Origin of the sequence: Microbacterium pseudoresistens (assembly GCF_013409745.1) — a bacterium.
Taxonomy (GTDB): domain Bacteria; phylum Actinomycetota; class Actinomycetes; order Actinomycetales; family Microbacteriaceae; genus Microbacterium; species Microbacterium pseudoresistens.
In genome coordinates this window covers 980,493-998,762 of sequence record NZ_JACCBH010000001.1, presented here as the reverse complement: position 1 = coordinate 998,762, position 18,270 = coordinate 980,493, and the positions used below count along the sequence as shown (strand labels likewise).

General features: G+C 66.1%; 18 protein-coding genes. 10 read left to right on the top strand and 8 right to left on the bottom strand.

Features of this window, described 5'->3' with window-relative positions; all coding sequences use genetic code 11:
* The first annotated feature begins 7 nt into the window (after positions 1-7).
* From BKA02_RS04840 to BKA02_RS04830, 3 genes are all read left to right on the top strand, one after another.
* Entirely contained in the window at positions 8-355 is a 348-nt protein-coding gene (locus tag BKA02_RS04840) for a carboxymuconolactone decarboxylase family protein (protein ID WP_179431799.1), read from the top strand.
* Positions 356-453: 98 nt separating this feature from the next.
* Positions 454-1,509, top strand: coding sequence for a phosphogluconate dehydrogenase (NAD(+)-dependent, decarboxylating) (gene gnd, locus BKA02_RS04835; protein WP_179431797.1), 1,056 nt, complete (start codon positions 454-456; stop codon positions 1,507-1,509).
* Between the two features lie 34 nt (positions 1,510-1,543).
* Positions 1,544-1,906 (top strand): DUF5655 domain-containing protein, encoded by a 363-nt coding sequence (locus tag BKA02_RS04830; RefSeq protein WP_179431795.1) that lies wholly within the window; start codon positions 1,544-1,546, stop codon positions 1,904-1,906.
* Positions 1,907-1,921: 15 nt separating this feature from the next.
* Here BKA02_RS04830 and BKA02_RS04825 read toward each other — a convergent pair whose 3' ends face one another.
* Positions 1,922-2,758, bottom strand: a complete 837-nt coding sequence (locus BKA02_RS04825) for a helix-turn-helix transcriptional regulator (RefSeq protein ID WP_179431793.1) — start codon at positions 2,756-2,758, stop codon at positions 1,922-1,924.
* A 100-nt stretch (positions 2,759-2,858) separates the two neighbouring features.
* Between BKA02_RS04825 and BKA02_RS04820 the strand changes: the two genes are divergently transcribed.
* The gene (locus tag BKA02_RS04820; RefSeq protein WP_179431792.1) at positions 2,859-3,629 is read left to right on the top strand and encodes an SDR family oxidoreductase; all 771 of its coding nucleotides are present in this window, start codon (positions 2,859-2,861) and stop codon (positions 3,627-3,629) included.
* A gap of 14 nt (positions 3,630-3,643) precedes the next feature.
* On the opposite strand, the gene BKA02_RS04815 is transcribed toward BKA02_RS04820, so the two are convergent.
* On the bottom strand, positions 3,644-3,784 hold the full coding sequence (locus tag BKA02_RS04815) for a hypothetical protein (RefSeq protein ID WP_179431791.1): 141 nt from the start codon (positions 3,782-3,784) through the stop codon (positions 3,644-3,646).
* A complete protein-coding gene (purL, locus tag BKA02_RS04810) occupies positions 3,781-6,108 on the bottom strand; it encodes a phosphoribosylformylglycinamidine synthase subunit PurL (RefSeq protein ID WP_179431790.1) in 2,328 nt (775 codons plus the stop codon). Before purL ends, BKA02_RS04815 begins: the two co-directional genes overlap by 4 nt.
* A gap of 330 nt (positions 6,109-6,438) precedes the next feature.
* Between purL and BKA02_RS04805 the strand changes: the two genes are divergently transcribed.
* The 3 genes from BKA02_RS04805 (at position 6,439) to BKA02_RS04795 (ending at position 9,492) form a co-directional block, all read left to right on the top strand.
* The gene (locus BKA02_RS04805; RefSeq protein ID WP_370467844.1) at positions 6,439-7,032 is read left to right on the top strand and encodes a PadR family transcriptional regulator; all 594 of its coding nucleotides are present in this window, start codon (positions 6,439-6,441) and stop codon (positions 7,030-7,032) included.
* Positions 7,033-7,038: 6 nt separating this feature from the next.
* The gene (locus tag BKA02_RS04800; protein ID WP_179431789.1) at positions 7,039-8,772 is read left to right on the top strand and encodes an ABC1 kinase family protein; all 1,734 of its coding nucleotides are present in this window, start codon (positions 7,039-7,041) and stop codon (positions 8,770-8,772) included.
* A gap of 192 nt (positions 8,773-8,964) precedes the next feature.
* Entirely contained in the window at positions 8,965-9,492 is a 528-nt protein-coding gene (locus BKA02_RS04795) for a hypothetical protein (RefSeq protein WP_179431788.1), read from the top strand.
* A 146-nt stretch (positions 9,493-9,638) separates the two neighbouring features.
* On the opposite strand, the gene BKA02_RS04790 is transcribed toward BKA02_RS04795, so the two are convergent.
* The 5 genes from BKA02_RS04790 to BKA02_RS04770 form a co-directional block, all read right to left on the bottom strand.
* Positions 9,639-10,151 carry a single-stranded DNA-binding protein gene (locus tag BKA02_RS04790; protein WP_179431787.1) on the bottom strand — a complete coding sequence of 171 codons (513 nt, stop codon included), beginning with the start codon at positions 10,149-10,151 and terminating at the stop codon, positions 9,639-9,641.
* 124 nt (positions 10,152-10,275) lie between these two features.
* Entirely contained in the window at positions 10,276-12,006 is a 1,731-nt protein-coding gene (locus BKA02_RS04785) for a DUF2075 domain-containing protein (RefSeq protein ID WP_179431786.1), read from the bottom strand.
* The gene (locus tag BKA02_RS04780; RefSeq protein ID WP_179431785.1) at positions 12,003-12,356 is read right to left on the bottom strand and encodes a nucleotide pyrophosphohydrolase; all 354 of its coding nucleotides are present in this window, start codon (positions 12,354-12,356) and stop codon (positions 12,003-12,005) included. Before BKA02_RS04780 ends, BKA02_RS04785 begins: the two co-directional genes overlap by 4 nt.
* 11 nt (positions 12,357-12,367) lie before the next feature.
* On the bottom strand, positions 12,368-12,604 hold the full coding sequence (locus BKA02_RS04775) for a hypothetical protein (RefSeq protein ID WP_179431784.1): 237 nt from the start codon (positions 12,602-12,604) through the stop codon (positions 12,368-12,370).
* 77 nt (positions 12,605-12,681) lie between these two features.
* A complete protein-coding gene (locus BKA02_RS04770) occupies positions 12,682-13,092 on the bottom strand; it encodes a very short patch repair endonuclease (RefSeq protein WP_179431783.1) in 411 nt (136 codons plus the stop codon).
* Between the two features lie 136 nt (positions 13,093-13,228).
* On the opposite strand from BKA02_RS04770, the gene BKA02_RS04765 reads away from it, so the two are divergent.
* The 3 genes from BKA02_RS04765 to BKA02_RS04755 all read left to right on the top strand — a co-directional run bounded on the left by BKA02_RS04765 (position 13,229) and on the right by BKA02_RS04755 (position 18,269).
* Complete coding sequence (locus BKA02_RS04765; RefSeq protein WP_179431782.1) at positions 13,229-14,419, top strand: DNA cytosine methyltransferase; 1,191 nt, start codon at positions 13,229-13,231, stop codon at positions 14,417-14,419.
* Between the two features lie 155 nt (positions 14,420-14,574).
* Positions 14,575-17,301 carry a Z1 domain-containing protein gene (locus BKA02_RS04760; RefSeq protein ID WP_179431781.1) on the top strand — a complete coding sequence of 909 codons (2,727 nt, stop codon included), beginning with the start codon at positions 14,575-14,577 and terminating at the stop codon, positions 17,299-17,301.
* Positions 17,298-18,269: a PD-(D/E)XK motif protein gene (locus BKA02_RS04755; protein ID WP_179431780.1), complete on the top strand. Its 972-nt coding sequence runs from the start codon at positions 17,298-17,300 to the stop codon at positions 18,267-18,269. The genes BKA02_RS04760 and BKA02_RS04755 overlap by 4 nt, the downstream gene beginning before the upstream one ends.
* Position 18,270: the final 1 nt, after the last annotated feature.

Below are 18,270 nucleotides of genomic sequence, written 5' to 3'. Positions count from 1 at the left end.
TGGCGCCATGACTGAGTACTACGAACCGACCGAGGACCGGAAGTTTGCGAAGGTCTACAAGGAGCAGACGCCCGACATCCTGAAGGCGTGGGGCGATTTCAACGGCGCCGTGTTCGCGGACGAGGGCCGCGAGATCCCGCGCAAGTACCGTGAGCTGATCGCGCTCGCGGTAGCGCTGACCACCCAGTGCGCGTACTGCATCGAATCGCACGCGAAGGCGGCGACCAGCGCCGGGGCGACGGAAGGGGAGCTCGCGGAGGCCGCGTGGGTCGCATCCGCTCTCCGTGCCGGCGGGGCGTTCGCCCACGGGCGGATGGCGTTCAAGCTGGCCGGTGCCGGCCAGCACACGCACTGACCCCGCACCGGGCTCACCACGGCGCGCAGGACGCGGGGCCTTGCCGCGGGCGCGGCGGTGCGTGACGATGGGCACGACAGCGAAGCGAGGAGAGAAGCATGCGGATCGCCATGATCGGACTCGGACGGATGGGCGCGAACATCGTGCGTCGCCTGATGCGCGACGGGCACGAATGCGTCGTGTACGACGTGAACCCGGATGCCGTGGCGGCGCTCACGGCAGAGGGTGCGCTCGGTGCCGAGAGCATGGCCGACATGGCAGCGCAGCTGACTGGCCCGCGTGTGGTGTGGATGATGGTGCCCGCCGGGATCACCGGGCAGGTGGCCGACGAGGCCGCCGCTGTGCTGGAGTCCGGCGACATCCTCATCGACGGCGGCAACTCCAACTACCGCGACGATGTGCGGCGGGCAGCGGCCCTGCGGGAGAAGGGCATCGAGTACGTCGACATCGGCACGAGCGGCGGCGTCTTCGGCCTCGAACGCGGATACTGCCTCATGGTCGGCGGCACGGACCGCGCCTACGAGACGATCGAACCGATCCTGAAGACCATCGCCCCCGGCGTCGGCGAGATCGAGCGCACGCCCGGCCGCACCGGTGAACTCGCACCGGAGGAGCAGGGTTACCTGCACACCGGTCCCGCCGGCTCGGGGCACTTCGTCAAGATGGTGCACAACGGCATCGAGTACGGCATCATGGCCGCGATCGCCGAGGGCCTGAATCTGCTCAAGAACGCGGATGCCGGCGTGCGCGAGGCCGAGCACTCCGCCGAAGTGGCGCCGCTCGAAGAGCCCGAGTTCTATCAGTTCCCGATCGATACGGCGGCGGTCTCGGAGCTCTGGCGTCGCGGATCGGTCATCTCGTCGTGGCTGCTCGATCTGACTGCGGCGGCTCTGCAGGAGAATCCGACGCTGGACGGACTCGCCGGGCGGGTCTCCGACTCGGGCGAGGGCCGCTGGACCGTCAAGGCCGCCGTCGACGTGGGGGTTCCGGTGCCCGTGCTCGCCGCATCCCTGTTCGAGCGCTTCGCCTCGCGCGATGAGGACCAGTTCGCCAACCAGGTGCTCTCGGCGATGCGGCTGCAGTTCGGCGGCCACCAGGAACTTCCTGCCGGCGACAAGCTCGAGGCGGGTGGCCGCAAGTCCGACTCGGCGTGAGGCGGCTCGGAGAGACCGGGCGTACCGTGGACGCATGCCCGGTTCGAACAGGATGACCTGCGACTTCACCGGCAAGCCGCGGACGCAGACGTACGCCGATGCGCTCGTCGAGTTCACCGAAGGGCTCGGTCCGGTGACGACGGAGCGGAAGTCTCAGCTGAGCTTCGGTATCAAGCGGAAGTTCCTCTGGTTGTGGACGTATGAGAAGACCGCCGACGGCATCCTGGATCTGTCGGTGACGCTCGATCGAGAGATCGATGACGAGCACTTCCGCAGCGTGACCCAGGTGGCGAAGAACAGGTGGAATCACCACGTCGTCGTGCACTCGAGGGCCGAGGCTACCAGCGGCTGGCTGCACGATCTGATCCGCAACGGATACGAGTTCGGGCAGGGGTGAGTCGGCGGGGTCGCGTCAGAACCGCTGCGCGCCGACCACCCGCAGGAGCCTGATCTTCTCCTCGTCCTCGCTGCGCGGGGCGGCGGTGAGCACGAGCAGCGCCTGCCCGCGGTCCTCCGTGAACAGCACCTGGCAGTCGACCGCGATCGATCCGACCTCGGGATGGATCAGCGTCTTGTGGTCGGCGAACCGCTGTGCGACTTCCTGCCGGTCCCACAGCTCCCGGAACTCCTCGCTGTGCCGCGATAGCTCGGCCACGAGCGCTCCGGCCGCCGATCTCTGACCCATCGCGCCGTACGCGGCGCGGAGACCCGCGACCTGCGCGCGGCTGTTGCGTGCGTGATCGTCCTCGGGGTAGTGGGCGCGGGCGCGCTCCGGCTGCAGGAACCAGCGGTACGGCTCGTACCGCTCGAAGCCGGGCAGGCCCACGTTGTCACCGAGCAGGGCCGCCGCCAGATCGTTCTGCACCAGTGTCTCGCCGAGACCGGAGATGATCAGTGCCGGGGCGTCGTCGAGCCGGTCGAACACTCGCCGCAGCGCAGGGGCGACGTGATCGGACGGGCCGATCCGGTCTGGGACGGCGTGGCCCGCGACCCGGTACAGATAGTCCCGCTCGTCGGAGGACAGGCGCAGGCCCCGGGCGAGAGACGTGAGGATCTGCGTGCTGGGCTGCGGGCCGCGCTGCTGCTCGAGCCGGGTGTAGTAGTCGGTCGACATCAGCGCGAGCTGCGCGACCTCTTCACGTCGCAGCCCCGGTGCTCTCCGCCGCACACCGGTGGGCAGGCCGACGTCGCTCGGATGCAGCTGCTCCCGGTGGGTGCGCAGGAACTCGGCGAGGGCTTCACGATCCATGGCTCCATCATGCGCGTCTCACGTCACGGCATCCAGGGATCGCCAGTCCCCCGACAAGCGCTCTCTGCCGCTCGCTTCGCAGGATGCTGACACTCGAAACATGCGAATCAACGGAAACACCATCTTCATCCCCGGCGCGACCAGCGGCATCGGTCTCGCCCTCGCGCTGCGGCTACAGGACGCCGGCAATCAGGTGATCGTCGGCGGTCGCCGCACTGCGCTGCTCAACGAGATCGCGGTGCAGCATCCGGGGATCGACACGATCCGGATCGACACGTCGGATTCCGCCTCCATCGCGTCTGCGGCGGCGGAAGTCATCTCCCGTCATCCGGATCTCAACGTGGTCGTCCCGATGGCAGGCATCATGCGGGCGGAGGACTGGACGATGCCCGGCGGCTTCCTCGAGACGGCCGAGGCGACCGTGACGACGAACCTGTTCGGTCCGATCCGGCTCATCGCGGCGTTCGCCGAGCACCTGCTCGCCCAGCCGGATGCCACGATCATGACCGTCTCATCCGGACTCGCGTTCGCGCCGCTGCGGTTCACGCCCACGTACAACGCGACGAAGGCGGCGATCCACCAGCTCAGCGAGACCCTGCGGCTGCAGTTCGAGGGCACGAGCGTGCACATCGTCGAGCTGGTGCCGCCGTCCGTGCAGACCGACCTGATGCCGGGGCACGCGGAGGACCCGAACGCCATGCCGCTGGATGACTACATCGACGAGACGATGAGGCTCCTCGAGGCCCAGCCGGATGTCACCGAGGTGCAGGTCGAGCGCGTGAAGTTCCTGCGCTACGGCGAGGCGCGCGGGGATCAGGCGCAGGTGATTGCAGTGCTGAACGGCCGGGAGTCGGAGCCCGCCGCGAGCTGAGCCGTCGGTGCCCCTCAGCCCAAAAGCAGGGTGATCGCGGTCGAGCCGCCGCCCACGAGGATCAGCGCGACGATCGTCACCCACGCGATCACGCGGATGCGGTGGTTACGGCGCTCGCCGAGGTCGCCGTAGTCCTCGGTCGGCTCGTCGCTCATGCGCTGGTCTCCTCGGTCACCGTCGGCCCGAATGCGGCGGGCAGCGTCGCCTGCGAGGTCGCGCGCAGTTCGTCGACTGTGAGGGTGAAGACGTCCTGCACCTCGAGTGCCGCTTCGGTGTCGGTCACGCCGATGCGCAGCACGGGGTAGTCGCGCCCTTCGCAGAGCCCCCGGAACTTCACGTCTTCCTCGCGCGGCACGGTCACGATCACGCGGCCGGTCGACTCGGAGAACAACGCGGCTGCGGCATCCACCCCGTCGCGCTCCATCAGTTCGGTGAGCCACACGCGGGCGCCAACGCCGAAGCGCATGACACCCTCGGCGAGCGCCTGGCCGAGCCCGCCCTCGGAGACGTCGTGCGCGGAGGAGATGAGCCATTCGTCGCGCGCTGCGGCCAGCAACCCTGCGAGCCGCTTCTCGCCGGCGAGGTCCACCCGCGGCGGAAGCCCGCCGAGGTGGTCGTGGATCACGTCGGCCCAGGCGGAGCCGGAAAGCTCGGTGTCGGTGACGCCGAGCAGGTAGATGTTCTGCCCCTCGTCCTGCCAGCCGGAGGGGATGCGGCGCGAGACGTCGTCGATGATGCCCATGACGCCCACGAGCGGGGTGGGGTGGATCGGCACGTCGCCGGTCTGGTTGTAGAACGAGACGTTGCCGCCGGTGACGGGTACGCCCAGCTCATAGCATCCGTCGGCCAACCCGTCGACCGTCTGCCCGAACTGCCACATGACCTCGGGGTTCTCCGGGGAGCCGAAGTTGAGGCAGTCGGTGATCGCGGTGGGCTCGGCGCCGGTGACGGCGACGTTGCGGTACGCCTCGGCGAGGGCAAGCTGCGCGCCCGCGTAGGGGTCGAGCTGGCAGTAGCGGCCGTTGGCATCCGTGGAGATCGCGAAGCCCAGGCCCGATTCCTCATCGACGCGGATCATCCCGGCGTCGTCGGGGAAGGCCAGGGCGGTGTTGCCGAGCACGTAGTAGTCGTACTGGTTGGTGATCCAGCGGGTGTCGGCGAGGTTCGGCGAGCCCAGCAGCTGCAGGAACTGCTCGCGCAGCACCTCGGGGTCGTTCGAGCGGGGCAGGAGTTCGGCGGCATCCGCCTGGAGTGCGTCGATCCACGTCGGGTAGGCGACGGGGCGGTCGTACACGGGGCCGTCGACGGCGACGGTCGACGGGTCGACGTCGACGATGCGCTCGCCCTTCCAATCGATGACGAGCCGGCCGTCGCCGGTGACCTCGCCGAGCACGCTCGTCTCGACCTCCCACTTGTTCACGACTTCCATGAACGCGTCGAGCTTAGAGGGGGCGACGATCGCCATCATCCGCTCCTGCGACTCGCTCATGAGGATCTCCTCGGCGGTGAGCGTGGGGTCGCGCAGCAGCACGTCGTCGAGTGAGACGCGCATGCCGCTGTTGCCATTCGCGGCCAGCTCGCTCGTGGCGCAGGAGATACCCGCGGCGCCGAGGTCCTGGATGGCCTCCACGAGCTCCTTCTTGTACAGCTCCAGGCAGCACTCGATGAGCACCTTCTCGGCGAACGGGTCGCCGACCTGCACCGCGGGGCGCTTGGTGGGGCCGCCGTCGTCGAAGGAGTCGGAGGCCAGGATGCTGGCGCCGCCGATGCCGTCGCCGCCCGTGCGCGCGCCGAAGAGCACGACCTTGTTGCCGACGCCGGTGGCGTTGGCGAGCTTCAGGTCTTCGTGGCGGAGGACGCCCACGGCGAGGGCGTTGACGAGCGGGTTGGCCTGGTAGACGGCGTCGAACACCGTCTCGCCGCCGATGTTGGGCAGGCCCAGGCAGTTGCCGTAGAAGCTGATGCCGGCCGTCACGCCGTGCACGACGCGGGCGCTGTCGGGGTGGTCGATGGCGCCGAAGCGGAGCGCATCCATCACCGCGACCGGGCGCGCGCCCATCGAGATGATGTCGCGGACGATGCCGCCCACGCCCGTCGCCGCACCCTGGAACGGCTCGATGAACGACGGGTGGTTGTGCGATTCGGCCTTGAACGTGACCGCCCAGCCCTCGCCGACATCCACGACGCCGGCGTTCTGGCCCATGCCGACCATGAGGCGCTCGCGCATCTCGTCGGAGACCTTCTCGCCGAAGCGGCGCAGGTACTTCTTGGACGACTTGTACGAGCAGTGCTCCGACCACATCACGGAGTACATCGCCAGCTCGCCACTCGTGGGGCGGCGGCCGAGGATCGTCTTGATCTGCTCGTACTCCTCGGGCTTGAGCCCGAGGGCCGCGTACGGCTGCTCCTTCTCGGGAGTCGCGAGGGCGTTCTCGACCGAGTCGGGGACGTGGGTCGTGGGGGTGTTCGAGGCGGTCACGCGCACTCCAAGGGAAGGGCCGGCGGGGCACGTTCAGTCTACGGGGGCGGCGGTCTCGGCAGATCCGGGGCACGGATGGCTGAGCGGCAAGCGGCCGGCGGGGACGAATGGCTGAGACCCAACGGCGTGTCGCGGCCTCGCGGTGGCGTGTCGGTGTGATCGGCCCGTTTCGCTCAGCCATCTGTCCCACCCGCGACGGTGCCGTTCAGCCATCCGTCCCCGCTGTCGCGGCGAACCCTGAGCATCTGCCCGAAACACTTCCGTTCCGATACATAGCGATATATCGTCGAGCTATCGCTCGCGCATGCGGGCCGGATCGAGGAGGTCGTCATGGACGGATACGGATCGAGGGGTTTCGGCGGAGAGCGCTCCGGCGGCCCTGGTAACCCGATGAACGGGTTCGGGCCCGCGTTCGGCCGCGCCGGGGCGGGACTCTGGGAGGTCATGGACCAGCTGCGGTCGGCGTTCGACCAGCGCCCGGCACCGAGCCGCATGGCCCGGGGAGACGTGCGCACCGCCGTGCTGGCCTTGCTCGCCGAACAGCCGATGCACGGGTACCAGATCATCCAGGAGATCGAAGATCGCAGTGAGGGCGCGTGGAAGCCCAGCGCCGGATCGGTCTACCCGACGCTGCAGCTGCTCGCCGATGAGGGGCTCATCGAGGCCGAGGAGCGCAGCGGCCGCAAGACGTACTCGCTCACCGATGCCGGGCGCGAGGCCGCCGAAGGCGAGGAGAAGCCGTTGCCGTGGGAGACCGGAACGGCCAAGCCGGCCCCGCCGTTCGGCGCGCTGCCCAAGGCAGGTGTGGACCTCGCCGCCGCCGTCGCGCAGGTGCAGCGGTCGGGATCGCCCGCGCAGATCGACCAGGCCGTGGCCGTGCTCGATGAGGCTCGGCGCAGGCTCTACACGATCCTCGCCGACTGACGTCCGATGACGTCGGCCGACCCCGCGCCCGCAACCGACCCTGCCGATCGGGTGCCCGCGCGCCACCGTGCCCGGTACCGTCGCATCCTGCTCTTCGCCGCGCGCGAGTTCGCCTCGGTCTGGTGGTTCGAGCTCATCCTGCCCAGGATCGGGATGCGAGGCATCGCCGAGCGCACACGCGCGGCGCGGATGCGGCGCTTCGCGCGGCGGTTCCACGGACTGGCGGTGGAACTCGGCGGACTCATGATCAAGGTCGGCCAGTTCATGTCGTCGCGGCTGGACGTGCTGCCGCCCGAGATCACCGATGAGCTCGCGGGGCTTCAGGACGAGGTGCCGCCCGTGCCGTTCGCCGAGATCCGCGCGCTCGCCGAGGCCGAGCTGGGAGCGCCGCTGGAGAGAGTCTTCGCGTCGTTCGAGGCGGCGCCGCTTGCCGCTGCGTCGCTGGGACAGGCGCATCGGGCGCGGCTGTCGGCACAGGACGCCGGCGATACCGGGTTCGAGGATGTCGTGGTCAAGGTGCAGCGTCCGGGTATCGACGGGGTCGTCGCGACCGACCTGTCCGCGCTGCGGCGCGTGGCCCGGTGGACGCAGCGGGTGAGATTCGTCGCCGAGAGGGTGGACGCGCCGGCGCTGGTCGAGGAGTTCGCGCAGACCAGCCGTGAGGAGATCGACTATCTGCACGAGGCGGCGAACGCCGCGCGCTTCGCCGAGGCGTTTGCCGGCGATCCGCGGGTGGACACCCCTGAGGTGGCCTGGGAGCGCACGACCCGGCGGGTGCTGACCCTGTCGGATGTCACGGCGATCAAGATCAACGACGCGGATGCGCTGCGCGCGGCGGGCATCGATCCGGCCGAGGTGGCGCGCGCGTTCGCCGAGGTGATGTTCGATCAGCTGTTCACTCACGGCTTCGTGCATGCCGATCCGCATCCCGGCAACATCTTCGTGACACCGTGCGGACCCGGTGCCGCGCCGACAGACTCCGCGCCGTGGCGGCTCACGTTCGTCGACTTCGGGATGATGACCGAGGTCTCGCCTGACCTGCGCCACGGACTGCGTTCGCTCGTGATCGCCGTTGCCGCACGCGATGGGCGCGGGATGGTCGCCGCCGCGAAGGAGATCGGCGTGCTACTGCCCCGCGCCGATACGGCCGGGCTCGAGCGTGCGCTCGGCGCCCTCTTCGAAAGGTTCGGCGGCATGGGCTTCGCGCAGTTGAAGGATGTCGATCCGCGCGAGTTCCGTGACTTCGCCGAGGAGTTCGGAGACATGGTGCGGGCGCTGCCGTTCCAGCTGCCCGAAGACCTGCTACTGCTCATCCGCGCGGTCTCGCTCACGTCGGGGATGTGCAGCGGCCTGGATGCCGAGTTCAACATCTGGGACTCGGTCGAGCCGTACGCGACGAAGCTCCTCCGCGACGAGAGCGGCAGCGTCGTGCAGGAGACGGCGCATCGTGCGCTCGAGTCCGTCAGCGTGGCCTGGCGCCTGCCGAAGCGGATCGACGACGTCATCACCCGCATCGATGAGGGGACGGTGACGTTCGACACCAGTCGCCTTGAACGCCGCCTCGACCGCCTGCTGCGCCTCGCGCGGCGCGTGCTGTGGGCGATCCTGTTCGCCGCGCTGCTCGTCGGCGGGGCCCTCATCGTTCCCGTCGTCCCCGTGCTCGGCTGGATCCTCGTCGGCGCATCGGTGCTTCCCCTGCTCGCCGCGCTGTTTCCGGGCCGATCGAGTCCCGGGCGGTGATCATTGCCTCCGCGGTGGCACGGATGGCTGATCCCTGCCTCGAGCACGAGTGCACCTGGCTGAGCATCACAGCCGAAAATGCCCGAATCCATGGAGTGCATCGGCGTGTCGTCGGTGTGGCGCCGCCCTGGCCAGCCATCCGTCCCCGGTCTCGTCGCCTCGTTCAGCCATTCGTCCCCGTAGGCTCGCCTCATGTCCTTCGCCGCGGTCAAGTTCGCGATCATCGCCGTCGCGGTGATCGTGGTCATCGGCGGAATGTGGTGGATCTCGCGGCTGCCGAACCGCTCACGAACGCATCCCGATCGTCTGCGTCTGCCCGTGTTCGTCGCGATCGCGGGATGGATTCTCGTCGCAACCGGCGGGGTGATGGCGCTCGCCGGGTTCACCGCGTGGGAGGCGCAGGGACTCTGGCCGATGCGCATCGCCAGCTCGGTAGTGTTCGTCGTCGGGCTGGGTTTCGTGATCGTCTACCGCAACTGGTATGTGGCGCCCCGTGCCCGCGAGATCGCCTTCCGCACCGGCCTCGGTCGTGAGCTGGTGCATCCGTACACCGACGTGACCGACTTCCGGACGGGACCGGTCAAGGGCCAGCCGATGCTCATGCTGCAGTTCTCCTCCGGCAAGACCCTGCGCCTCAACCTGCGCACGTACGACATGACCCCGACACTCATGGCCATCGACACCTGGCGCCGCACCCGCCGGTGGCCCGGGGAGGCGTAGGCAGCGAGCACCGTCGGTCCGATGGGAGGTTGACGTGCGTCGGCCATCGCACGATCGGAGCCCTGAAGGAACAGCTCGGCGTTCGGCGCCGAGTCAGGATGAAGGACAGGGCGCCCACGACGCGTGAACGCGGGCACCCCGTCGCCTCAGAACGGTGTGTCCGCGCCCTCGTCCGGGGCCCAGCCGCCGCCGGGGGTCGCCCAGGCATCGCCGGTGTCGGCTCCGCCAGCGGGTACTCCGGCCGCGACGGGTGCGCCTTGCTGGGCCTGCGGCGCACCGGACTGCCCGCCCCCGCGTTGCGCGCGTGTGACCTGCGCCGTCGCGAAGCGCAGCGACGGGCCGATTTCGTCGACGGTCAGCTCGATGCTCGTGCGGTTGTTGCCTTCGCGATCCTGGTAGCTGCGCTGTTGCAGCTTGCCTGTCGCCATCACGCGCATACCCTTGGTCAGCGATCCTGCGGCGTTCTCGCCCAGCTCGCGCCACGCGGAGCAGCGCATGAACAGCGCCTCACCGTCTTTCCACTCGTTCGCCTGACGGTCGAACGTACGCGGTGTGCTCGCGATCGTGAAGCTCGCCACGGCGATGCCGGACTGCAGAAAGCGCAGCTCGGGGTCGCCGGTGAGGTTGCCCACCACGGTGATGTTCGTCTCGTTCGCCATTGTTCACTCCGGTTCCGTATGGTCTTCATCTCAGTAGGCGAGACGACCTCGATTTCGAGGTGGTGCGAGCGTATCGGTCGCGCCCGACATTGTGCGAGCCTCTGTGGATACGCGCGAACAGTGCTCAGGCGAGCAGCCGCGTCAGGCGCTCGCGCAGCTCTGGGTCGCACACGTACACATACGTTCCGAGCATGCCCCGCGTAAGGAGCACGCCGTAGACGTTGCGGATGAATACGAGCAGGTCGTCGTCGCCGAACGAGGCCGCGAGATGCCCGGTGCGCTCCTTGCCCTTCTTGTCACGGTACGCGTCCCAGTCGGTGACGATGTGCCCGGTGGCCGGTGAGACGCGCAGGTCGGGACCGATGATCACGCCGGCATAGTTGAGGTCGTAGCCCTGTACGGTGTGGATCGAACCGACTTCGTCGAGCGAGCCGGGCGCGTTGATCCAGTCCTTGTCAGTGCTGTTCCACCGCAGGCGGATGCCGTCGAGCGTGATGTCGAAAGCCTGAGGATCGCGGCGGGACACCCAGTCCCACGCGTACCCGGCGACGAGGCGCGAGAGGCCGACCTCGGCATCCCTCGCCCGGATCGCCGCCTGCATCTCGCCCAGGTCGTCGAACATCCGAAGGTCGTAGTCGCCGAGATCGGGGCGAACAGGCCGCTCATCCCGCAGCAGGGCCCGCACGTACTCGACATAGTCCGCGCCGGCACGAACCCTCATCTGCGTCGTGAGCCGGTACTGGCGATGCTGATCGCGGGCTGCGCGCACCTCGCGCGTGCGGATGGCGGGCGAGAGATCGTGCGGACGCACGCTCTGCTCGCCGTCAACTAGCAGCAGCTGGTGTCGGCTGCGCGCCTTGATCCAGTCGAGCTGGGTGTACCGCGGATCGTCCTCGCCGAACAGCGCGATGTTGATGTCGCGGAACTTGCGGTTCTGAACCCCCGACGCCTGATTCGCGCGCTGCCCGAGTCGGTGGGTCTCATCGACGAGGATGAAGTCGAACGCGGCATCCGACTCCCCCACTTGGAACGGCGTGAGCACCATCGATGGGTCGAGGCGCGGCGTCTTCGTGAACACCTTCTTCACCGACTCGCGCAGCGATTGCTGCGGGATGACGAGCGCCATTCTCAGATCCGCGAGCAGTTCGCGGTTCTCGGGCACGAAGAAGTCGGCGAAGATCGAGTCGGGCTGCACGTCGTCATGATCCTGATGGTCGCGGATGTCGGCGAGGAGCTTCATGAGGAAGATCGCGATGATCGTCTTGCCCGTACCCGGCGAGCCCTGAACGACGAGCGTCGAGCGCCTGTCGGCATCCTCCATGTCGGCGAGCAGGCCCTCGATGACGTCGGTGATGGCGATGGCCTGGTCGTCGTTGAGCGCCTTGAACGGCGAGAGCTTGAACAGATCGGAGTTCTCGATCTGCGGGATGCTGCGCGAGAACAGTCCCTCGGCGCGCAGGGCCTCGAACACGTCGCGGAACGACTCGCGATATAGGGCGCGGTCGTAGTACTGGGCGTCGGTGAGCCCGTCGTTGCCGTTGAGCAGCTCGTACCGCCCGTCGCCGTGGAACCAGCGGATGAGGTGAGATTCGAGATCCAGGCACACCGACTTGTTGAACCGTTCGTCGATCACTACGCGGATCGAGTCGAGGCCCTCGTTCTTCTTGGAGCCGGTGAGGTGCTGGCGCATGCGAGTCGCGGTGCTCACCGTCTCGCCGACGTAGAGCTTGCGCCTGGTGCCCGAGCTGTCGATGACGTAGACGACCGGCCAGTTCGGGTGGCGTGCGTCGTCGCGTGCCCAGGCATCCACCGCCGTCTTCTCGAACGGCAGGCGCTGGATGCTGAACCCGGTCATTCTTCTTCCTCGCCGCCGTCTGCGACCTCATCGAGTTCCGTGTACTTCGTGGCGCGCCCTTTGGCGAGGCGAACCGGATACTTCTGCTCGGTGGATGCCAGCTTGCGCATCACGATGTCGTCGAGGTCGACGCCGAGCGCATTCGCGAGATGGATGCAGTACGTGACGACGTCGGCGAGCTCTTCCTCCACGCGGGCCCGGTCCGCATCAGGCGTCCACTGGAAGAGCTCGAGAAGTTCCGCGGCCTCGATCGAGATGCTCTTCGCCAGGTTCTCGGGGCTGTGGAACTGGTCCCACTCGCGCGCTTCGACGAAGGCGCGGAGCGCTGCGAGAGTCTGAGGGGAGGGCATGGGAGGGGCGGCTACAGCGGGCCGAACGCGTCTTCGAGGAGCTTCTTGAACTCGCGTGCCGCCCTCACATCGAAATGGATGCTCTGGGTCGGGCTGTCGCCGGGGCCAGGTCCGCCTTGTCTGTAGTTGTAGAGGTACACGAAGAGGTTCCCCTCTGCGTCGCGGACCTCTTGCACGTAGGCATCGACCTCGGACAGCGGCGGTTTGACTTCACGGTCGCCTTGGATGAACTCTCGTATGCGGGCCATGACATCAACCTAGCGATGGGATGAGGGGGGAACTGAAGTCTCGTCGCAACGAGGCATTCGCGGTCTGTGCTGGGCACTTACGTTCGCAGCCTGCGGACGAGGTGTTCGATTCTCTTCGCGACTTCGACTGGAGGGTCGTGCTCCCAGCACCGGACGACGATCCAGCCAGAGGACCTCAGTTGTTCGTCGGTTTCCCGATCGCGGTCGATGTTTCGTTGGAGCTTGGGCAACCAGTAGTCGCAATTGCGCTTGGGATAGGTCGCGTGAAGGGGGCACCTGTGCCAGAAGCATCCGTCGACGAACACTGCGACTCGCCACCGCGTGAACACGATATCTGCGCGGCGTCTTCCGCCGAGCGGTGCGAAGTCCACACGGTAGCGGAGCCCAGCTGCGTGAAGGGGCGAGCGGATAGCCAGCTCAGGCTTCGTGTCGCGACGTCGGTTGGCTCTCATCGACCGACGAGAGCCTTCGGTGCTCGCCCAGGACATCTCATGAGCATACGGCGCGGTTCGGAAGCGAGTTGTGCCGCAATGTCTGACGTTCGAACTAATATACGAAGAGCCACCCCGGCGCGGTCGAGCTACTGCAACCGCGGAACCAGGGTAGGCTGCTTAGGAGAGTTCGATGATCGAGGAGCGAGCTTTGTCTGATCTTCATTTCCGGATGGGCGAGCTGTTCAGTGGGCCTGGTGGTATGGCGCTAGGTGCTCGCCGGGCGGCGGCGACCATCGAAGGCGTCGAGCTCAAGCACGCGTGGGCGAATGACTACGACCGCGATACCTGCATGACTTATCGCAACAATATTCTCGTTCCCGCGTACGGTGATCATGCTGTGGTCGTCGAATCTGCTGACGAGTTGCCCGAGGCCGGTGGCGGAACCGTTCATCAGAACGTGCACGATCTGAACATCGACGCACTTGGTCCCGTCGACGGCTTCGCGTTCGGTTTCCCGTGTAATGACTACAGCTTGGTAGGCGAGTGGAAGGGGCTCGACGGCGAGTACGGTCCGCTGTACACCTATGGGGTGAAGGTCCTCGCCACTAAGCGCCCCAAGTGGTTCGTCGCGGAGAACGTCTCCGGGCTACGTGGAGCCAATGAAGGGGAAGCGTTCAAGCAGATCCTTGCGCACCTGCAGGAGCCGGCGCCCGGTTTGCGCTATCGCCTCGTCCCTCACCTCTATTCCTTTGACGAGTACGGTGTGCCTCAGCGTCGACAGCGAATCGTGATCGTCGGGGTTCGCAGCGATCTCTACACAGTGTTCCGCGTTCCGTCTCCGGAGATCTATGCCGGGCAAGACGTCTCCGCGGAGAAGGCGTTGAGCGAACCGCGGATCATGGTCGGTGCTCCGAACCATGAGTACACCCGGCAGTCGGACAACGTGGTGGAGCGATTGAGCTATATCCTCCCCGGGGAGCACGCTTTTTCCCCGCGCGCACTCGAGATCATGCCCGAGCACCTCAAGATCAAGACGCGGACGACCATCAGCACGACGTACAAGAGGCTCGAACCGGGTAAGCCTGCCTACACCGTGACGGGCGCTGGCGGTGGCGGATCGCACATGTACCACTGGGTGCAGAATCGAGCCCTCACGAACCGTGAGCGGGCACGACTGCAGTCGTTTCCTGACGAGTTCGTGTTCCACGGGCGTAAGGACAGCGTTCGGAAGCAGGTCGGAATGGCTGTTCCGGTGAAGGGGGCGGAAGCGATCTTCGTGGCGCTGTTCAAGTCGTTCGCGGGCGTTGAGTACCCCTCGGTGGAACCGAATATCGATCTGCGGGAGATGCTCACGTCGCGCCGGGAGCAAGCCGTCAACTAGGAGGAGGCTCGGAGGAACGGGTAGACGGCGGGTCGTTCTCAGATGCCCAGGTCGTCGAAAGCGCGATGAGTGGCGTCCCGCGCGATGTCGGAGCAATCGGATATGAATGTAGCCGTGGGCGCCTAGATCAGCGCTCGATGATCTGAGCGGGGGACATGATGTCAGGGTTTGGGTTCGATGAGCTGAAGGCGATGTTCGAAGCCTTGCAGGCGAAACAAGCCGGACGGGATCCTGAAACGCGAGATGCTGAGCTCCTCAGCAACTTTGCGGCTATGGATCCGGACTTCCCAGATGCCTATCGAACCCATCTCGCGGCCGAGCGCGAGAGGATCGAAGATCTTGTCGCCGCCAGTAGCCTCATCGGAGACCGGAAGAGAATCGCCTGGTACAGCGGTCCGAAGAGCTTGAAGGGAATCTGGCCCGTCTATCGCGTAAAGCTTGCCTCGCGCCTACCTGCAGTTGCGGCTGACAGCGTCGACGAATCGACGTCCCAGATCCTGTCGCAGTGTGCGAACCCGCTGGAGCGAGGAGACAAGCGAAAGGGGCTCGTCGTCGGCTACGTGCAGTCCGGCAAGACAGCGAACTATGCCGGGCTCGTCGCGAAAGCCGTCGACGCTGGGTACCGCATCGTGATCGTCCTCGCGGGGATGCACTCGAACCTTCGAGCGCAAACGCAGTCCCGGCTGGACGGAGACCTTCAGTTGCGGGAGCTCAAGGACGGCGGCGTCGCGTGGTACCCGCTGACCAGTGTGGATTCCGACATTGCGCCGAGCAACCCGGTCAGCCCGGTCGGAAATCAGGCGAACACGATCATCATGGTCGTCAAGAAGAATGAGAGGCGACTCGCGAACGTCCTCGCCTATCTGAAGGACATTTCGAAGAAAGACCCGCAGATGCTCCTGTCGCGCGCGGTGCTCATCATCGACGACGAGTCGGATCAGGCGACGCCGAACACCAAGGGTGCCAAGAACCTTGTTTCAACGATCAATCAACGCATTCGCGATATCTGGTCAGAGGTGAGGACGGGAACCTATGTCGCCTACACGGCGACGCCGTTCGCCACTATCTTCACGAATCCGAACGACGAGAGCGATCTGTACCCCGATGACTTCGCGATGGTGCTGCCTCGCCCGACCGGGTACATGGGCGCGGACACATACTTCGACACGTCCGGAGTCGATGATGAAGAAGGCGTCTCGCCGGATGCCCTTGCCCGCACCGTTCCAGATGAGGAAGCCGCGATTCTCGCGCCGACCGGACGGGACCTGACGGACTATGATCCGAGCATCACCTGCTCTCTCAGCGTTGCTATCAAGTGGTTCCTGATCGCGACTGCGATCCGACAGATTCGTACCGGGACTTCGCAACACTCATCGATGCTTCTTCATACCTCGCATCGGGTCGACGCGCATGATCGTCTTCGTGACATCGTCGTCGACTTTCTCAAGGACATAGCGTTGGAGACCGATCGTCGGCAGCCGGAATTCCGGACAGTCTTCGATGACGAGATCGATCGCGCGTCTGAGCTCCGCGATGGCGAAGTCCTGCCCGAGTGGTTCGAGATCTGGGACGTGGTCGACGACTTGCTCTCCCGCGTGCAGGTGCGGGTCGACAACGGAACGTCGAACAACCGCGTGTCGTACCCGGACGACGACCCGCAGACCGTCATAGCGATCGGGGGTGGGACGCTGTCCCGCGGGCTGACACTCGAGGGCCTCGTGGTGTCGTTCTTCCTCCGAACCTCGAACGCGTACGACACACTTCTGCAAATGGGACGATGGTTCGGGTTCCGCCCGCATTATCGAGACCTGGCCCGCGTCTGGGCGGCGCCTGGGATGCTCGACGATTACGCCCACCTCGCTCTCGTTGAGCGAGAGCTCCGCGAGGACATCGCCATGCTGGTCAGCGAGGGGAAGACGCCGGCGGACATCGCGATTCCCGTGCGCGGGCACAAGGGACGGTTGCAGATCACCGGTGCAGGCAAGATGGACTTCGCCGACCTCGTGCACACGGGTCTCGGAGGGAACCGTCGACAGACCATTTACCTCGACCGTTCGCAAGCGGGTGTTGACCGCCAGCAGCAGGCGGTACGGGACCTGGTTGGTCGAGCGGCTGCACAGGGTTCGCCCCTCGACTCGGTCGGGGGCGCGTCGGGAGGCGTTGCCGCATCACATCTCTTCGAGGGCCTCTCGCACGCAGATCTCATCGCGTTTCTCGACAAGTACGGCGTGTTCTCGGTCGACGTCGCGTTGCAACCGGAGGCGATGAAGAAGTGGACGGATGAACACGGAGAAGGAAAGTCCTGGGATCTGGTCCTTGTATCCGGTCCTGCGAGCAACGGAGCCCAGTTCGAGTACGGCCCGGGCATCGTTGTGAATGTGGTTAGCCGCACGCCTCTGAGCATCGAGTGGGACAAGACTCGATTCCGCGAGGCCATGGAGGCGGGAGCCGACATCGTGAACATACGCGCGCTGATGTCGAGCGCGGACTCGACGGCTGATCTCACCATCCTTGGTCGGAATGGGCGTCTCGACGATACGATCCGGTCGGACTTCGATTCGCTCAACACAAGCGATGCACAAGCTGTGAAGCGTTTCCGCCGTGCAGTCCGCCCAGACAACGGCCTGGTCATCCTGTACGCCGTCGGGAAGAACTCGCAACCCAGTTCTTCATCGATGAAGACTCGAGGTGCGATGGAAGCACCCGGTCATCCGATCGGTGTCGCAGTCGTCTTCCCACCGGCCGCTTTCGAACGGGACGGTGATCACTACGCAGTTACGCTCCGATCGATCTTCGATTCCGGTGATGACGAGAACGAGGACGGAGACACCGAGATCATCGACGATGAGGCCGACTTCGCAGCTGGGGAGGGTGAGTCGTGAGCAACGGCCATTCGCGGGTGGAACAGGCGCTGCGGGCCCTACTGCAGGAGTCGCCGACGCTCGAAGTCAGCAAAGCGCGACGGCTTGGGCCTGACTGGCACATGCGTGAGGCTCTCCTGGTACTCGACTATGCCGACCGGCTGTCCTTTGTGGTGGAGCGTCCGGAGGAACTCCCGCGGATAGAGCCGAAGGTCGGAGGCGCATTGCCGATCAGTTGGATTCCGCAGTCGTCTGATGCTCCGCGAGAACGGATCAAGATTGAATGCCCCGACCCCGACCTGCGATCGACTTTCCTGTCGCTCGTCGGCGAGGTCCTCGATCGCGTCGACGAGAAGCATGGCACCGTATATCTCGAAGTCTCCAAGGTCGTCGATGATTGGCATCGAGCTCTTCAATCTGGGAAAGCAGGCTTGAGCCGCCAGGCATTGATCGGCTTGTTCGGCGAACTCGTCGTACTTCGTGAGGTCGTTCGGCTACGGGGGACCGACGCGGTTTCCTTGTGGAGAGGGCCCCAGGGGCATCGCCACGATTTCTCCCAGCTGAACGCGCTCGAAGTGAAGACATACGGTGGCACGGGAAGTCCGAAAGTTACGATCCACGGCGCTTACCAATTGGATCCCCCGAGCGGGCATGAATTGCACCTCCTGTCGTTGCGCGTGGAAGAATCCGACGAAGGCGAAACCATCGCCGATATCGTCCGGGAGTTAAGCGCGGCCGGTGCGAGCAGCGACTTGCTTCGGGAACGCGTGGACGACGAGGAGCCGCTCGTTCTCGATGATTCTCTTCGACTCGTGGTGACGGAACGTCGCCTGCACCTCGTGTCCGACGAGTTCCCCGGTTTGCGGGCCTCCCGACTGGACTCTGCGTCGTTGAAGGGAGTCGATCGCCTTAGTTATCAGCTCCTCCTTGACGCATGTCCTGATGCGCTCCCGGAGGACGAGCAGCGCCGCGTGTTGGAGTCGCTGTGAG